The organism is Bradyrhizobium sp. UFLA05-112 (assembly GCF_053572325.1).
Window position 1 is genome coordinate 50,955 of sequence record NZ_JBANBK010000047.1, and the last position, 15,178, is coordinate 66,132.

A 15,178-nucleotide genomic window follows, 5' to 3' on the forward strand; every position below is an offset into this window, starting at 1 on the left:
GCCATTTTCGCCAAAACTGCCCCTTCGGGATTTGAACAGAGGCTCCGGGATGCTGAACAGGCGCAACGGTTACGAATACGAGGATTTGCTGGCTTGTGCCCGCGGCGAGATGTTCGGCCCAGGCAACGCCCAATTGCCGCTGCCGCCGATGCTGATGTTCGACCGCATCACGGACATTTCCGATACCGGTGGTGAATACGGCAAGGGACTGGTGCGGGCCGAGCTCGACGTCAAGTCGGACCTCTGGTTCTTCGGCTGCCATTTCAAGAACGACCCGGTGATGCCGGGCTGCCTTGGCCTCGACGCGCTCTGGCAGATGGTCGGATTCTACCTCGGCTGGGTCGGCGGCGAGGGCCGCGGCCGCGCACTGGGCCTCAGCGAGTTGAAGTTCGGCGGCCAGGTGCTGCCCGAAGCCCGCAAGGTCGTGTACCAGGTCGATATCAAGCGTGTGATGCGCTCAAAGCTGGTGCTGGGCATTGCCGATGGGTGGCTTTCGGTCGACGACACGATTATCTATCGCGCAAAGGATCTGAAGGTCGGCCTGTTCAAGCAGGGCACGAACCTTGGTTGAACCAAGAGCTTTGGTTGAAGCGAGAGTCTTGGTTGAACCAAGAGTCTTGGCTGAAGCAAAGCGTATCACTTTAAAGACGACAACGATTAGGGCGAGGCTGTCATGAGGCGGGTTGTGGTCACCGGGATGGGCATTGTCTCGTCCATCGGAAACAACACCCAGGAAGTGCTTGCGAGCCTTCACGAGGCGAAGTCAGGCATCTCGCGGGCAGAAAAATATGCCGAGCTCGGCTTCCGTTCGCAGGTGCAGGGTGAGCCGACGCTCGATCCCGCGACGGTAATCGACCGGCGCGCGATGCGCTTCCTTGGCCAGGGTGCGGCATGGAATCACATCGCGATGGAGCAGGCGATCCAGGATTCCGGTCTCGGGCCTGACGAAGTCTCCAACATCCGCACCGGCATCATCATGGGTTCCGGCGGTCCGTCGGCCCGCACCATCGTCGAATCCGCCGACGTCACCCGCTCCAAGGGACCGAAGCGCGTCGGACCGTTCGCTGTGCCGAAGGCGATGTCGTCCACAGCCTCTGCGACGCTCGCGACCTGGTTCAAGATCAAGGGCGTGAACTATTCGATCTCGTCGGCCTGCGCGACGTCGAACCATTGCGTCGGCAATGCCTATGAGACGATCCAGATCGGCAAGCAGGACATCATCTTCGCCGGCGGTTGCGAGGAACTGGACTGGTCGCTGTCGGTGCTGTTCGACGCCATGGGCGCGATGTCCTCGAAATACAACGACACGCCTGCCACCGCCTCGCGTCCCTATGACGTCAATCGCGACGGCTTCGTCATCGCAGGCGGCGCCGGTGTGCTGGTGCTGGAAGAGCTCGAGCACGCCAAGGCGCGCGGCGCGCGCATCTATGGCGAGATCGTCGGCTATGGCGCGACATCGGATGGTTACGACATGGTCGCGCCGTCGGGTGAAGGCGCCGAGCGCTGCATGCGCATGGCAATGTCGACCGTGAAGACCAAGGTCGACTACATCAATCCGCACGCTACCTCGACGCCGGCGGGCGACCCGCCGGAGATCGAGGCGATCCGGAAAGTGTTCGGCGTCGGCGAGAAGTGCCCGCCGATCTCCGCCACCAAGGCACTCACCGGCCATTCGCTGGGTGCGACCGGCGTGCAGGAAGCGATCTATTCGCTTCTCATGATGAACAACGGCTTCATCTGCGAGAGCGCACACATCCAGGAGCTCGACCCGGTGTTCGCCGACATGCCGATCGTGCGCAAGCGCATCGACAACGCCAAGATCGGCACCGTGCTGTCGAACTCGTTCGGCTTCGGCGGCACCAATGCCACGCTGGTGTTCAGCCGGCTCGATGCGCAATGATTTGAGTCGGTCATGCCCCGCGGAGGCGGGGCATCCAGTACGCCGCGGCCTCTCTATTTATCACGACCGTCTCTGGAATACTGGATCGCCCGCCTGCGCGGGCGATGACGTCGAAAAATGGGAGCGACGGCTGCAATGCAGGGACTAATGAAAGGCAAGCGCGGTCTGATCATGGGCATCGCCAATGATCACTCGATCGCCTGGGGCATGGCCAAGACGCTGCGCGCCCACGGCGCCGAGCTCGCCTTCACCTTCCAGGGCGACGCGCAGGGCAAGCGGGTCAGGCCGCTGGCGGAGTCGCTCGGTGTCGACACCGTGCTGCCTTGCGACGTCGAGGACATCGCCAGTGTCGATGCGCTGTTCGCGGCGTTGCGCGCGAAATGGGGGCAGCTCGATTTCGTGATCCACGCGATCGGCTTTGCCGACAAGAACGAGTTGAAGGGCCGCTACGCCGACACCAGCCGCGAGAACTTTTCGCGTACCATGGTGATTTCCTGCTTCTCTTTCACGGAAATCGCCAAGCGCGCCGCCGACATGATGCCGGCGGGGGGCTCGATGATCACGCTGACCTTCGGCGCCTCGATGCGCGCGATGCCGAACTACAACGTCATGGGTGTCGCCAAGGCGGCGCTGGAAGCCTCGGTACGTTATCTCGCCGCCGATTTTGGCCCGCGCGGCATCCGCGTCAACGCGATCTCGGCAGGGCCGGTGCGCACGCTCGCCGGCTCCGGCATTGGTGAGGCCCGCGCGATGTTCGCATTCCAGCAAAAGCATTCGCCGCTCGGCCGCGGCGTGACGCTCGATGAGCTCGGCGGCTCGGCGCTGTATCTGCTGTCGGAGCTGTCAGGCGGCGTCACCGGCGAGGTGCACTATGTCGATTCCGGCTACAACATCATCCTGATGCCGAAGCCGGAAGATTTGAAGACGCTGGAATAAGCGAAGGCTCTGTAGGGTGGGCAAAGGAGCGCAAGCGACGTGCCCACCACTTCTGTCACCATCGCGGAAACGTGATGGGCACGGCGCGAATGTGCCTTTGCCCACCCTTGATCTCTCAACCCGCCGCGATCTTCTCGGCGCGCTGGAACGCCGGCCGGGCCACGCAGCGGGCGATGTAGGCGTCGAAACTGGGGCGCGGCGGCACCATCTTGAACATCCGCACCGCAAAGTTCAGCCCCGAGCCGATCACGATGTCGGCGGCCGTGAACTCGTCGCCGAGGATCCATGGTCCCTTGGCCAGCGCGGCGTCGAGGACGTCGAATACCTGCGTCGCGCTGCCCCAGGCGGCCGTGAAGGTGGGTACCTCGAGCTTGGTGAAGATCTGGATCAACCCGGGCTCGATGCAGCCTGGCCCGAAGAACAGCCATTGCAGATATCGCGCGCGACGCGGATCGGTTGGCGCAGGCGCGAGCTTCGTCTCCGGGTAGCGATCGGCGACATAGGCGCAGATCGCGGCCGCCTCGCCGAGCGCAGCGTCGCCGTCGACCAGGGCCGGCACCTTGCCCATCGGATTGATCTTCAAATACTCCGGCGCCTTCTGCGCGCCCGTCGTGATGTCGGTCAGCACGCGCTCATAGGGCAGGCCGGTTTCCTCCATCAGCCAGAGCGCGGAGAAGGAGCGCGAGCGGGGCGACCAATAGAGCTTGATCATGGGAGCGGACCTTTCATCGGGACGCGATTTTCCTCGTGCATCGCGCGTCTTGTGCTGCTTGGCAAGTCGCTACGGCTCGGGTGACGATGCATGTTTCACGCAAGGTGTTGGTCAATTCTCCCTTTCCAAACAGTTTGATGCAACGTCATCGAAATGCACAAGGCGCTGAAAATGAGCCCGCGATGGCCGCGCGCATGTCGCAGACGCTTCGGTCGATGGTCGATCTCTGCGAGAAGATGGACGCTCTTGCGCTGAAGCCTGGAAAGCGCGGCCCCTACCAAAAGCGCGTTGCCGTCACTCTCTAAAGGCCGTGACGCGGATTTCGACGTGCATCTTAGGGTCGCCAAGCACCGCGACGCCTAGGCACGTCCAGATCGGCTTATGATTGGGCATGCGAAGGCGAAACTGCCGCGCCATCTCCGCTGTAGCTGCAAGGATCGTCCCGTCCGGTTCCGGCGTATGGTATGAGTTGACGTGAGCGACGTTTGCCCAATCAAGCCCGACCTCATTCAGCATGAAGGCCACATTATCGAAGGCTCGATTGATCTCTGCCTCAATCGGAACGTCGACCGGGAAATCGAGCGTATCAGGATGCCAGCCGCCCTGGCCGGATAACTCGACCCGGCCATCGGTCTCCAGCACCATCGAATAGCTGTAGTCTCTGGCGTTCTTTTCACCCCAAGCGCCCGGAGAATGAAGCTTGAACCTCGGCACGTTGCTCTCCCGTCGCGAGCATCGCGAGGCTATCGCAGGCAGGCCTTGATTTCAAACTGAGACACTACCTGGCAATCGATCGACGCCCTTCTTTCTGCGCCACCGATAGCACTTCATCATGAAGCCCGTTGCCGTCGCGACCTCCTCCTTCTCGAACACAAAGCCCTCGCGCTCGTACCAGCGCCAGGCCTTTTCGTTCTCGCGCACGCAACGCAGGACGATTTCGTCCGGCAACTGCGTTCGCGTGAACGCGAGCAACTGATGGCCGAGCGAGCGTCCCTGATAGCGCGGTGCGACGAAGAGCTGGTCGAGATAGAGGTTCGGCAGATGCAGCGCCAGCATGGCGGCGATCGCACCGTCATCATCGGCGACAAAGAGGCTCCAGCCACCCTCGATCTCGCGTCGCACCCGCGCGCGCAGGTTCGCGAGCAGGAAATTGCTCGCCTCCGCCAGGCCGGTCGAGACCCAGCTCTCCATCCAGACACGGGCGATCTCGTCGTATTCGTGCGGCTCGGCGGGACGGATGACCGGAGTGGACATGGGGATGATCTGCCGCGTCGATCAGGCCCTGGCACTGCGCGGTATGGTGCTCGCCGCATGCCGTGCGCGCACCTTGCCGGCCGACAGGCACACCACTTCGGAGATTTGCAGGAGCTGCCGCGCCAGGGGGCTGGTCCTGCGCCAGACCATGCCGATGGTGCGCGAGGGCTGCGGATCGGCGAAGCGCGCGACCGACACGGAGGCCGACCGCGTCTCGACCGGCAGGGCCATTTCCGGGATCAAGGTCACGCCGATGCCGGCGCTGACCATCTGAACCAGCGTCGACAGCGAATTCGCATCCAGCATCTCGCGCGGCGGGGCCGATTGCATGTTGCAGAACGACAGCGCCTGGTCGCGGAAACAATGCCCCTCCTCCAGCAGCAGCAGGCGCATCTCACGCATCATCTCGCGTGAGGGCACCGGAGTTCCCTCATCCGTGCCCGGCCGCACCAGCAGAAACTTTTCCTCGAACAGCGCGACTTCCGTCAGCGAGGCTTCCGAGACCGGCAGGGCGACGATCGCCGTGTCGAGCCGGCCTTCGGTCAGCTCCTGGATCAGCTTGGGTGTCATCGTCTCGCGGACGCGGATGTCGAGCTCCGGATGCAGGCGCGTGAGGTTCTTGGTGATCGTCGGCAGCAGATAGGGCGCGATCGTCGGGATCATGCCGATGCGCAGGCGGCCGGCGAAGCGGTCGCGCGAGGCGCGCGCGAAATCGCCGAGCTCATCGACCGAGCGCAGGATTTCGCGGACGCGCTGGGCGAGTTCCTCGCCGAAGCGCGTGAGTGCGACCTGGCGCGCGCTGCGTTCGAGCAGCAGGCCGCCGAGCGTCTCTTCCATTTCCTTGATCTGCATCGACAGCGCCGGCTGCGAGATCGAGCAGGCTTCCGCCGCGCGCCCGAAGTGGCCGAGACGCGCCAGCGCATCGAAATATCGGAGCTGCCGCAGCGTCAGATTGATCATCAGAAAATCCTATCGCAGCGATCATTAAAGTCAACTTTACCTGATAAGAGGCAGCGCCTAGAGTCGTTTGACCTGGGTCATGGCGAAGTTCGACGCCACCAGAGGAGGTATTCATGGACGATCAAGCAAAATGCCCGTTCACGGGCGGAAAACCCGCACCCTCGAACCGCGAGTGGTGGCCGAATCAACTGGATGTCCAGGTCCTGCACCGGAATTCCGATCTGTCGGATCCGATGGGCAAGGACTTCGACTATGCCAAGGAATTCAAGACGCTCGACCTGAATGCGGTCGTCAAGGACCTGCATGCCCTGATGACCAACTCTCAGGAGTGGTGGCCGGCCGACTTCGGTCACTATGGTGGCCTGATGATCCGCATGGCCTGGCACAGCGCGGGCACCTACCGCATCACCGACGGTCGCGGTGGCGCAGGTGCTGGTCAGCAGCGCTTCGCGCCGCTGAATAGCTGGCCCGATAACGCCAATCTCGACAAGGCTCGCCGGCTGCTCTGGCCGATCAAGCAGAAGTACGGCCGCAAGATCTCGTGGGCCGACCTGATGGTCCTCGCCGGCAACGTCGCGCTGGAATCGATGGGCTTCAAGACGTTCGGTTTTGCGGGTGGCCGCGCCGACGTCTGGGAGCCTGAGGAATTGTATTGGGGTCCCGAAGGCACGTGGCTGGGCGATGAACGCTACAGCGGCGAGCGCCAGCTCGCCGAACCGCTCGGCGCGGTGCAGATGGGCCTCATCTACGTCAATCCCGAGGGGCCGAACGGCAAGCCGGATCCGGTCGCGGCCGCCAACGACATCCGTGAGACGTTCTTCCGCATGGCGATGAATGACGAGGAGACCGTCGCGCTGATCGCCGGCGGCCACACCTTCGGCAAGACGCACGGTGCAGGCGACCCGTCCCTCGTCGGGCCGGAGCCGGAAGCCGGTGCGCTGGAGGATCAGGGCCTCGGGTGGAAGAGCAAGCACGGTACGGGCATCGGCGCTGACGCGATCACCGGCGGCCCGGAAGTCACCTGGACGCAGACGCCGACGAAGTGGAGCAACTACTTCTTCGAGAACCTGTTCGGTCACGAATGGGAGCTGACCAAGAGCCCGGCCGGCGCGCAGCAGTGGAAGGCCAAGAGCACTGAGGCGGTCATTCCGGACGCGTTCGACAAGTCCAAGAAGCATGTGCCGACCATGCTCACGACTGATCTCTCGCTGCGTTTCGATCCGGCCTATGAGAAGATCTCGCGGCGCTTCCTGGAGAACCCGGATCAGTTCGCGGACGCCTTTGCCCGCGCCTGGTTCAAGCTTACCCACCGCGACATGGGCCCGATCGCGCGCTATCTCGGCCCGCTGGTGCCGAAGGAGACGTTGATCTGGCAGGATCCAATTCCGGCCGTCGATCATGAGCTCGTCAGCGAGCAGGACGTCGCGGGGCTGAAGACGAAGATCCTGGCTTCCGGCCTCTCGGTGTCCGAGCTGGTCTCGACGGCCTGGGCATCGGCCTCGACATTCCGCGGCTCCGACAAGCGCGGCGGCGCCAATGGCGCGCGCATCCGCCTTGCTCCGCAGAAGGATTGGGAGGTCAACCAGCCGGCCCAGCTCTCCAAGGTGCTCGGCAAGCTCGAGGCGATCCAGAAGGAGTTTGGCGCAGGCAAGAAGAAGATCTCGCTTGCCGATCTCATCGTCCTCGGCGGTGGCGCCGCGGTCGAAAAGGCTGCGAAGGACGCCGGCGTCGACGTGAAGGTGCCGTTCACGCCGGGCCGCACGGATGCCTCGCAGGAGCAGACGGACGTTCCGTCCTTCGCGCCGCTCGAGCCGCGGGCTGACGGCTTCCGCAACTACGTCGGCGGCAAGCATCAGTTCCTGAGGCAGGAGGAAGCCCTGGTGGACCGGGCGCAGCTGTTGGGGCTCACTGCGCCCGAGCTGACGGCTCTCGTCGGCGGTCTGCGCGTGCTCGGCGCCAACGCAGGTGGCTCGAAGAACGGCGTCTTCACGGAGAAGCCGGGGACGTTGACCAACGATTTCTTCGTCAACCTGCTCGACATGAGCACGCAGTGGGCGCCGGCCGCCAACGGCGCGTATGAGGGGCGTGACCGCAAGACCAATGCGGTCAAGTGGACCGCGACCCGCGCCGACCTGATCTTCGGCTCGCACTCGCAGCTCCGCGCATTCGCGGAAGTCTACGCGAGCGGGGATTCGAAGCAGAAGTTCGCCAAGGACTTCGTGGCCGCCTGGACCAAGGTGATGAACGCCGATCGCTTCGATCTGGTCTGAGTAGCAGTTGCTGTTCACCTCTCCCACTTGCGGGAGAGGTCGACGCGAAGCGTCGGATGAGGGCTCGCTCCACACGGGGGCTCTCGCTTGGGGAGAGACCCTCTCCCCAGCCCTCTCCCGCAAGCGGGAGAGGGAGCGCATGTCGCCCAAGACGAACACAAACAAAAAGGGCGGCCTTTCGGCCGCCCTTCGCGTTTCTGATGTGCCGAGAGCTTACTCGCCGGCCGCTTCGCGCGGAGCCTGCTGGCCCTCAGCGGCCTTCTGCTTGGCCTCGAGGTCCTCGCCGGTCTGCTGGTCGACGGCCTTCATCGACAGGCGCGTCTTGCCGCGGTCGTCGAAGCCGAGCAGCTTGACCTTGACCTTGTCGCCTTCCTTGACGACGTCGGTGGTCTTCTGCACGCGGCTGGCCGCGAGCTGGCTGATGTGGACGAGGCCGTCCTTGGAACCGAAGAAGTTCACGAAGGCTCCGAACTCCATCACCTTGACGACGGTGCCGTCATAGATCTGGCCGACTTCGGGCTCGGACGCGATCGACTTGATCCACTTGATCGCAGCCTTCATCGCCTCGCCGTCGCTGGAGGCGACCTTCACGGTGCCGTCGTCCTCGATGTTGACCTTGGCGCCGGTCTTCTCGACGATCTCGCGGATCACCTTGCCGCCGGTGCCGATCACTTCGCGGATCTTGTCGGTCGGGATCTTGAAGGTCTCGATGCGCGGCGCGTATTCGCCGAGCTCGGCGCGGGCCGCGGTCAGGGCCTTCGCCATCTCGCCAAGGATGTGGATGCGGCCTTCCTTGGCCTGGCCAAGGGCGACACGCATGATCTCCTCGGTGATACCCTCGATCTTGATGTCCATCTGGAGCGAGGTGATGCCCGCTTCCGTGCCGGCGACCTTGAAGTCCATGTCGCCGAGATGGTCCTCGTCACCGAGAATGTCCGAGAGAACCGCGAAGCGCTTGTCTTCGAGGATCAGGCCCATCGCGATGCCCGCGGTCGGCCGCTTCAACGGCACGCCGGCGTCCATCAGCGCGAGCGAGGCGCCGCAGACCGACGCCATCGACGAGGAGCCATTGGACTCGGTGATCTCCGACACCACGCGCGTGGTGTAGGGGAATTCGTGGTGCGGCGGCAGCACGGGATGGATCGCGCGCCAGGCGAGCTTGCCATGGCCGATCTCGCGACGCTTGGTGCCGCCGAGACGGCCGGTCTCACCGACCGAGTAGGGCGGGAAGTTGTAGTGCAGCAGGAACGTCTCCTTGTACGTTCCCGACAGCGCGTCGATGTACTGCTCGTCCTCGCCGGTGCCGAGCGTGGTCACGACCATCGCCTGGGTCTCGCCGCGGGTGAACAGCGCCGAGCCGTGGGCGCGGGGCAGCACGCCGACTTCGGCGACGATGTTGCGGACCGTCTTGGAGTCGCGACCATCGATGCGCTTGCCGGTGTCCAGGATGTTCCAGCGAACGATCTTGGCCTCAAGCTCCTTGAACACGCCCGCGACGCGCAGCTTGTCGTACTTCGGCTCCTGCCCTTCAGGGAAGTAATGGGCGATCACCTTTTCCTTGACCTTGCCGACCGCGGCGTAGCGATCCTGCTTGACGGGAATGGCGTAAGCGGCGCGCAGCTCCTGCTCGACGAGGCCGAGCATTTCCTTTTCGAGCGCCGAATTGTCGATGACGGTGACTTCGCGCGGCTCCTTGGCGGCCTTCTCGGCGAGCTCGATGATCGCGTTGATCACCGGCTGGAAGTGGCGGTGGCCGAACATCACGGCGCCGAGCATGATGTCTTCGTTGAGCTCCTTGGCCTCCGATTCCACCATCAGCACGGCGTCGGCGGTGCCGGCGACCACGAGATCGAGCTGGGTCTCGACCATCTCGTCGAGCGTCGGGTTGAGGATGAACTCGTCATTGGCGAAGCCGACGCGCGCAGCACCGATCGGGCCCTTGAACGGAGCGCCGGACAGGGTCAGCGCAGCGGACGATGCCACCAGCGCGACGATATCGGGGTCGTTCTCCATGTCGTGCGACAGCACGGTGGCAATCACCTGGGTCTCGTTGCGCCAGCCGTCGACGAACAGCGGACGGATCGGGCGGTCGATCAGGCGGGAGACCAGCGTCTCCTTCTCGGTCGGACGGCCCTCGCGCTTGAAATAGCCGCCGGGAATGCGGCCCGCGGCATAGGCCTTCTCCTGGTAGTCGACCGTCAGCGGCAGGAAGTCGACGCCTTCGCGCGGCGCCTTCGCGGCGACGACGGTGGCGAGCACCACGGTCTCGCCGTAGGTCGCGAGGACGGCGCCGTCGGCCTGGCGTGCGACCTTGCCGGTTTCAAGCTTAAGAGGGCGTCCGCCCCAGTCGATCTCGACTGAATGCTTATTGAACATAGATGTCTTCTTTCATGGGTTCTCGAAAGAGGAGACGCGTCGAAAAACAAAAACCATGCGCAAGATTGCGGGACGCTGATCGAAGCGGGTGATCAGCGTCCTGCGATCCTGCCATGGTTTTTGGATTTCGGATGGCGTCCATCCTTTCGGGTCATACGGGCGCCTTGCCCGTTGCGCCCAGCCGCCGGATTGCTGCTGGACTGGTCAGTCGGCACGAGCGCGAACGCCGTATCGCGGCCTTCGACCATCATGCCCGGATGCGAATCGGTATTGGCCCGCACCCGACATGCGCGTGAGCCTCGATCAAAAACCTTGAAAAAAGTGCTTTCGTTCGAAACCACGCGCAGAAACGCGCGCCGGTGGCGCGCGCAAGAGCTCTTAACGACGAATGTTATGCTTCTCGAGCAGCGCCTTGTACCGCGCCTCGTCCTTCTTCTTCAGGTAATCGAGGAGCGAACGGCGCGTCGACACGAGCTTCAAGAGGCCGCGGCGCGAATGATTGTCCTTCACGTGGGTCTTGAAATGGTTCGTGAGGTTGTTGATGCGTTCCGAAAGGATCGCGACCTGGACCTCGGGCGAGCCGGTGTCGCCGGCCTTGGTGGCATTCGTCTTGATGACTTCCGCTTTGCGTTCTGCGGCAATCGACATCGTCAATTTCTCTCGTTGCGACCGGTGCTGGCAGTCAGGCCGGTCAGGTTGAACACACGCTTGGGGATGATTTCGCCATTGCCAACTTCAGCAAGCGCCAAAAGACGGCCTGCCACCGTGACATAGACTGTGCCGCTACAAGTGGGCGCATCCCGTCCGCGCAACAAAACGGCTTGGCCCCGATGGAGCCTTGCCGCATCAGCCCGAGTGACGGCCAGTGCCGGGATGTCGTCCAGCGCGGTCTCAACGGGCAAAAGCGCGTCGGCGAGGCTGCCCTCGCCGGACGCGGCTCTATGGCACAAAGCCTCCAACTGATCCAGCGGAATCATGTCGTTCTCGCCAAACGGGCCGACCAGGGTCCGCCGCAGCGCGCAGATATGGCCGAAAGTGCCGAGAATCCGGCCCATATCTCGGGCCAGGGCGCGGACATAGGTTCCCTTGCCGCATTCGGCCTCGAATACCGCTCGATCGCTATCTGGTTGATCGACAAGGGATAAATGGTGAATCTCGACCGGGCGGGGTGCCAGCTCCACGACCTCGCCGTCGCGTGCCAGGTCGTAGGCGCGCTCGCCCTGGACCTTGATCGCGGAATAGCGCGGCGGGACCTGCTCGATCACGCCGGTGAACCGGGGCAGCAGCGCCAGGATGGCTTCCCGAGTCGGACGCTGGTCGGAGCTGGCGGTCGCCCGGCCCTCGATATCGTCGGTATCGCGCTCTTCCCCCCAGCAGACGGTGAAGCGGTAGCGCTTGCGGCCGTCCATCACGAAGGGGACGGTCTTGGTGGCCTCGCCGAGTGCGATCGGCAGGCCGCCGGAGGCGAGCGGATCCAGCGTGCCGGCGTGGCCGGCGCGCTTGGCGTTGAACAGACGCTTGAGCACGGCGACGGCCTGCGTCGAGGTCATCCCGATCGGCTTGTCGAGCACGACCCAGCCGTGCACGTCGCGCCGGTCGCGGCGCGGCTGATTGTTCTTCTGCTGCTTGGCGCGCGGATCGTTGTTGACGCGGCGCTCCTGCGCATGCGGCGTGGCGTCGCTGCGCAGCTCGGCTAAATTATTTTTCTGCACGTCGCCCGAGTCAGCGTCTTCGGTGCCGATTGCACCGTGAGCCGGGTCCATCATCATTGTTCTTCTTCCCGATCCGAATCCGGATTCTGTTCCGGATCCTTGTCCAAGTCTTTTTGCACCGCAGGCGTTCGCAATAATTTCTCGATCCGTTCCGCTTCGTCGAATCGCTCGTCGACGCGGAAGCGAATGTCAGGTGCAAATTTCAGGTTAACGCGCCGCGCGACTTCGCCGCGCAGGAATTTCTTGTTGCGATCGAGCGCGGCAATCACGCGCTCGGTGTCGCGACCGCCAAGCGGCATCACGTAGATGGTCGCGAGCTTCAGATCCGGCGACATCCGTACCTCCGGCACGGTGATGATGTGACCTTCGAGATCCGCATCATGCACATTGCCTTGCGCCAGAATCTCGGCCATCGCGTGGCGAACCTGCTCGCCGACGCGCAGCTGCCGCTGCGAGCCGCCAGGCGCGGAGCTCTTTTTCTGATGGTGGCGGGGCATTGTCTGGAAAATCACCTCGTCATGCCCGTGATGGGACACCGGCATTGTCATTTGTCACGTCGAAACGAACGAGACATCGATGGCCGGAATGAATCCGGCCATCGCGCTCTCGCAATTTCAGTTCAAAAGGATCCGGTCGCTTCGGTAAGATTTGGACTTACAGGGAGCGCTGGATCGTCTCCACTCGATAACACTCGATCACGTCACCGGCACGCATGTCGTGGTAGTTCTCGAACGCCATGCCGCATTCCTGACCAGACTGGACTTCCTTCACTTCGTCCTTGAAGCGCTTCAGCGTCGACAGCTTGCCTTCGTGCACGACGACGTTGTCGCGGATCAGGCGCACATTGGCGCCGCGTTCCACGGTGCCGTCGGTGACGCGGCAACCGGCGACCTTGCCGACCTTGGAGATGTTGAAGATCTCCAGGATCTCGGCATTGCCCAGCATGGTTTCGCGCAGGGTCGGTGCGAGCAGGCCGCTCATCGCCTTCTTCACGTCATCCACGAGGTCGTAGATGATGTTGTAGTAGCGGATCTCGATGCCGTTGCGCTTGGCGGCCGCGGCCGCCTCCTTGTTGGCGCGAACGCTGAATCCGATGATCGCTGCGTTGAAGCCTTCCGCGAGCGTGACGTCGGACTCCGAGATGCCGCCGACGCCGGCATGCAGGATGCGGGCTGCGACTTCCTCGGTGCCGAGCTTCTCGAGCGAGCCGAGGATCGCTTCCAGCGAGCCCTGCACGTCGGCCTTGACAATCAGCGGGAACTCCTTGCGGCCCGCGGTCTTCAACTGCGACATCATCTGCTCGAGTGAGCCGCGCATGCCGGAGATCGAGGCTGCCGCGTTCTCGCGCTTCTGGTGCGCGCGGTAGCTGGTGATCTGGCGGGCACGGGCTTCGTTCTCGACGACCGCGAGACGATCGCCTGCCTCAGGCGGGCCATTGAAGCCGAGCACCTCGACCGGCACGGAGGGGCCGGCTTCCTGCACGGTCTCGCCCTGATCCGAGATCAGCGCGCGGACGCGGCCCATCTCGGCGCCGGCGACGATGATGTCGCCGACACGAAGCGTGCCGCGCTGGACCAGCACGGTGGCGACCGGACCACGGCCGCGGTCGAGCTTGGCCTCGATCACGGTGCCTTCGGCCGGACGCTCCGAATTGGTCTTCAGGTCGAGGATTTCGGCCTGCAGCGCGATCATCTCCAGGAGCTTGTCGAGATTGGTCTTGTTCTTGGCGGACACCTCGACGTCGACCACTTCGCCGCCGAAGGATTCGACCTGAACCTCGTGCTGGAGCAGTTCGGTGCGCACGCGCTCGGGCTTGGCGTCGGGCTTGTCGATCTTGTTGATCGCAACAATGATCGGTACGCCCGCCGCCTTGGCGTGATTGATGGCCTCGACCGTCTGCGGCATCACGCCGTCATCGGCCGCGACCACCAGCACGACGATGTCGGTGACCTTGGCGCCGCGGGCGCGCATCGCGGTGAACGCGGCGTGGCCGGGCGTGTCGATGAAGGTGATCTTCTTGCCGGTTTCGGGCGAAGACACCTGATAGGCGCCGATGTGTTGGGTGATGCCGCCGGCTTCGCCCGAGACCACATTGGCGTGACGGAGCGCGTCGAGCAGCGAGGTCTTGCCGTGGTCGACGTGACCCATCACGGTCACGACCGGCGAACGCGGCTCGGTGTCGGTGGAATCGTCGACGACGTCGAACAGGCCTTCTTCGACGTCGGAGGCCGCAACACGCTTCACGGTGTGGCCAAGCTCTTCGGCGATGAGCTGAGCGGTGTCGGCGTCGATCACGTCGGTGATCTTGTGCATCGCGCCCTGCTTCATCAGCATGCGGATGACGTCGACCGCGCGCTCGGACATGCGATTCGCGAGTTCCTGGATCGTGATCGCCTCCGGGATCGTCACCTCGCGGATCAGCTTTTCCTTCGGTTCGTTCGAGGCATGGCCCTTCAGGCGCTGAGTGCGGCGGCGGAACGAGGCGATCGAGCGCTCGCGCACCTCGTCGGCATTGAGCGCGGTGACGACGGTCAGGCGGCCGCGCTCCTTCTGCGGGCCGGGCTTGTGGGTGGTCTTGGGGGCCGCCACGGGACGTGCGGCGCCGCCAGGACCGCGACGGATCTGGCGCGGACCCTCGTCCTCGTCCGGTCCGGCCGCGACTGCGGGGGCGCGACCCGCCGGGCCGGCCGGCCGCTGTGTGGTCGTTGCGGGCCGGGCCGCGGAGGCCGTCGGCCGCGCAGTGGTGGTCCCGGGCCGCGGCGCAGGAGCGGCCGGTGCCGCCGTCGCGGTACGCGCGGGAGATTGCGGCTGCTCGCCTTCGCCAAAACGCTTCTTGGCCTCGATCTCGGCCTTCCGCTTGGCTTCGTCCTCGTGGCGATGACGCTCGTCCTCGGCCTTGCGGCGCGCTTCAGCGGCCTCGCGCTCGGCACGCTCGGCGCTTTCGCGAATGGCGCGGCGCTGGGCTTCTTCCTCGGCCTGACGGCGCTCTTCGACCTCGCGCAGCTTGGCATCGGCCAGCGCGCTGGCCGATGCCAAGCTGCGCGAGGTCGAAGAGCGC

Annotated in this window: 14 protein-coding genes; 5 read left to right on the top strand and 9 right to left on the bottom strand. The window is 64.2% G+C overall.

The window, feature by feature from the left end; genetic code table 11:
• Positions 1 to 49: 49 nt before the first annotated feature.
• From fabA to fabI, 3 genes are all read left to right on the top strand, one after another.
• The gene (gene fabA, locus SO180_RS25285; RefSeq protein ID WP_449381548.1) at positions 50 to 571 is read left to right on the top strand and encodes a bifunctional 3-hydroxydecanoyl-ACP dehydratase/trans-2-decenoyl-ACP isomerase; all 522 of its coding nucleotides are present in this window, start codon (positions 50 to 52) and stop codon (positions 569 to 571) included.
• Positions 572 to 673: 102 nt separating this feature from the next.
• On the top strand, positions 674 to 1,900 hold the full coding sequence (gene fabB / locus SO180_RS25290; RefSeq protein ID WP_449381549.1) for a beta-ketoacyl-ACP synthase I: 1,227 nt from the start codon (positions 674 to 676) through the stop codon (positions 1,898 to 1,900).
• A 135-nt stretch (positions 1,901 to 2,035) separates the two neighbouring features.
• The gene (gene fabI, locus SO180_RS25295; protein ID WP_449381550.1) at positions 2,036 to 2,836 is read left to right on the top strand and encodes an enoyl-ACP reductase FabI; all 801 of its coding nucleotides are present in this window, start codon (positions 2,036 to 2,038) and stop codon (positions 2,834 to 2,836) included.
• Positions 2,837 to 2,951: 115 nt separating this feature from the next.
• On the opposite strand, the gene SO180_RS25300 is transcribed toward fabI, so the two are convergent.
• On the bottom strand, positions 2,952 to 3,548 hold the full coding sequence (locus SO180_RS25300) for a glutathione S-transferase family protein (RefSeq protein WP_449381551.1): 597 nt from the start codon (positions 3,546 to 3,548) through the stop codon (positions 2,952 to 2,954).
• 182 nt (positions 3,549 to 3,730) lie between these two features.
• Here SO180_RS25300 and SO180_RS25305 point away from each other — a divergent pair, with 182 nt between their 5' ends.
• Positions 3,731 to 3,853, top strand: coding sequence for a hypothetical protein (locus SO180_RS25305; RefSeq protein WP_449381552.1), 123 nt, complete (start codon positions 3,731 to 3,733; stop codon positions 3,851 to 3,853).
• Here SO180_RS25305 and SO180_RS25310 read toward each other — a convergent pair.
• The 3 genes from SO180_RS25310 to SO180_RS25320 are packed head-to-tail and all read right to left on the bottom strand — an operon-like array spanning position 3,843 to position 5,762.
• On the bottom strand, positions 3,843 to 4,262 hold the full coding sequence (locus SO180_RS25310) for a Rid family hydrolase (RefSeq protein ID WP_449381553.1): 420 nt from the start codon (positions 4,260 to 4,262) through the stop codon (positions 3,843 to 3,845). The two genes, SO180_RS25305 and SO180_RS25310, sit on opposite strands and share 11 nt — an antisense overlap.
• Before the next feature lie 51 nt (positions 4,263 to 4,313).
• The gene (locus SO180_RS25315; RefSeq protein WP_449381554.1) at positions 4,314 to 4,802 is read right to left on the bottom strand and encodes a GNAT family N-acetyltransferase; all 489 of its coding nucleotides are present in this window, start codon (positions 4,800 to 4,802) and stop codon (positions 4,314 to 4,316) included.
• A gap of 21 nt (positions 4,803 to 4,823) precedes the next feature.
• The gene (locus tag SO180_RS25320; protein WP_449381555.1) at positions 4,824 to 5,762 is read right to left on the bottom strand and encodes a hydrogen peroxide-inducible genes activator; all 939 of its coding nucleotides are present in this window, start codon (positions 5,760 to 5,762) and stop codon (positions 4,824 to 4,826) included.
• A 113-nt stretch (positions 5,763 to 5,875) separates the two neighbouring features.
• On the opposite strand from SO180_RS25320, the gene katG reads away from it, so the two are divergent.
• The gene (gene katG / locus SO180_RS25325) at positions 5,876 to 8,032 is read left to right on the top strand and encodes a catalase/peroxidase HPI (protein ID WP_449381556.1); all 2,157 of its coding nucleotides are present in this window, start codon (positions 5,876 to 5,878) and stop codon (positions 8,030 to 8,032) included.
• 213 nt (positions 8,033 to 8,245) lie between these two features.
• On the opposite strand, the gene pnp is transcribed toward katG, so the two are convergent.
• The 5 genes from pnp to infB all read right to left on the bottom strand — a co-directional run.
• Positions 8,246 to 10,408: a polyribonucleotide nucleotidyltransferase gene (pnp, locus tag SO180_RS25330; RefSeq protein ID WP_449381557.1), complete on the bottom strand. Its 2,163-nt coding sequence runs from the start codon at positions 10,406 to 10,408 to the stop codon at positions 8,246 to 8,248.
• Between the two features lie 378 nt (positions 10,409 to 10,786).
• Positions 10,787 to 11,056 (bottom strand): 30S ribosomal protein S15, encoded by a 270-nt coding sequence (gene rpsO / locus SO180_RS25335; RefSeq protein WP_008540131.1) that lies wholly within the window; start codon positions 11,054 to 11,056, stop codon positions 10,787 to 10,789.
• A gap of 2 nt (positions 11,057 to 11,058) precedes the next feature.
• Positions 11,059 to 12,177 (bottom strand): tRNA pseudouridine(55) synthase TruB, encoded by a 1,119-nt coding sequence (gene truB / locus SO180_RS25340; RefSeq protein ID WP_449381558.1) that lies wholly within the window; start codon positions 12,175 to 12,177, stop codon positions 11,059 to 11,061.
• The gene (gene rbfA, locus SO180_RS25345; RefSeq protein WP_449381562.1) at positions 12,174 to 12,617 is read right to left on the bottom strand and encodes a 30S ribosome-binding factor RbfA; all 444 of its coding nucleotides are present in this window, start codon (positions 12,615 to 12,617) and stop codon (positions 12,174 to 12,176) included. Before rbfA ends, truB begins: the two co-directional genes overlap by 4 nt.
• A 157-nt stretch (positions 12,618 to 12,774) precedes the next feature.
• A partial coding sequence (gene infB / locus SO180_RS25350) for a translation initiation factor IF-2 (RefSeq protein WP_449381559.1) occupies positions 12,775 to 15,178 on the bottom strand: 2,404 nt, incomplete at its 5' end.

Excerpts from the sequence above, each read along its gene's own strand:
- fabA (WP_449381548.1), top strand. The coding sequence starts at position 50 with ATGCTGAACAGGCGCAACGGTTACGAATACGAGGATTTGCTGGCTTGT.
- fabB (WP_449381549.1), top strand. The coding sequence starts at position 674 with ATGAGGCGGGTTGTGGTCACCGGGATGGGCATTGTCTCGTCCATCGGA.
- fabI (WP_449381550.1), top strand. The coding sequence starts at position 2,036 with ATGCAGGGACTAATGAAAGGCAAGCGCGGTCTGATCATGGGCATCGCC.
- SO180_RS25300 (WP_449381551.1), bottom strand. The coding sequence starts at position 3,548 with ATGATCAAGCTCTATTGGTCGCCCCGCTCGCGCTCCTTCTCCGCGCTC.
- SO180_RS25305 (WP_449381552.1), top strand. The coding sequence starts at position 3,731 with ATGGCCGCGCGCATGTCGCAGACGCTTCGGTCGATGGTCGATCTCTGC.
- SO180_RS25315 (WP_449381554.1), bottom strand. The coding sequence starts at position 4,802 with ATGTCCACTCCGGTCATCCGTCCCGCCGAGCCGCACGAATACGACGAG.
- SO180_RS25320 (WP_449381555.1), bottom strand. The coding sequence starts at position 5,762 with ATGATCAATCTGACGCTGCGGCAGCTCCGATATTTCGATGCGCTGGCG.
- katG (WP_449381556.1), top strand. The coding sequence starts at position 5,876 with ATGGACGATCAAGCAAAATGCCCGTTCACGGGCGGAAAACCCGCACCC.
- pnp (WP_449381557.1), bottom strand. The coding sequence starts at position 10,408 with ATGTTCAATAAGCATTCAGTCGAGATCGACTGGGGCGGACGCCCTCTT.
- rpsO (WP_008540131.1), bottom strand. The coding sequence starts at position 11,056 with ATGTCGATTGCCGCAGAACGCAAAGCGGAAGTCATCAAGACGAATGCC.
- truB (WP_449381558.1), bottom strand. The coding sequence starts at position 12,177 with ATGATGATGGACCCGGCTCACGGTGCAATCGGCACCGAAGACGCTGAC.
- rbfA (WP_449381562.1), bottom strand. The coding sequence starts at position 12,617 with ATGCCCCGCCACCATCAGAAAAAGAGCTCCGCGCCTGGCGGCTCGCAG.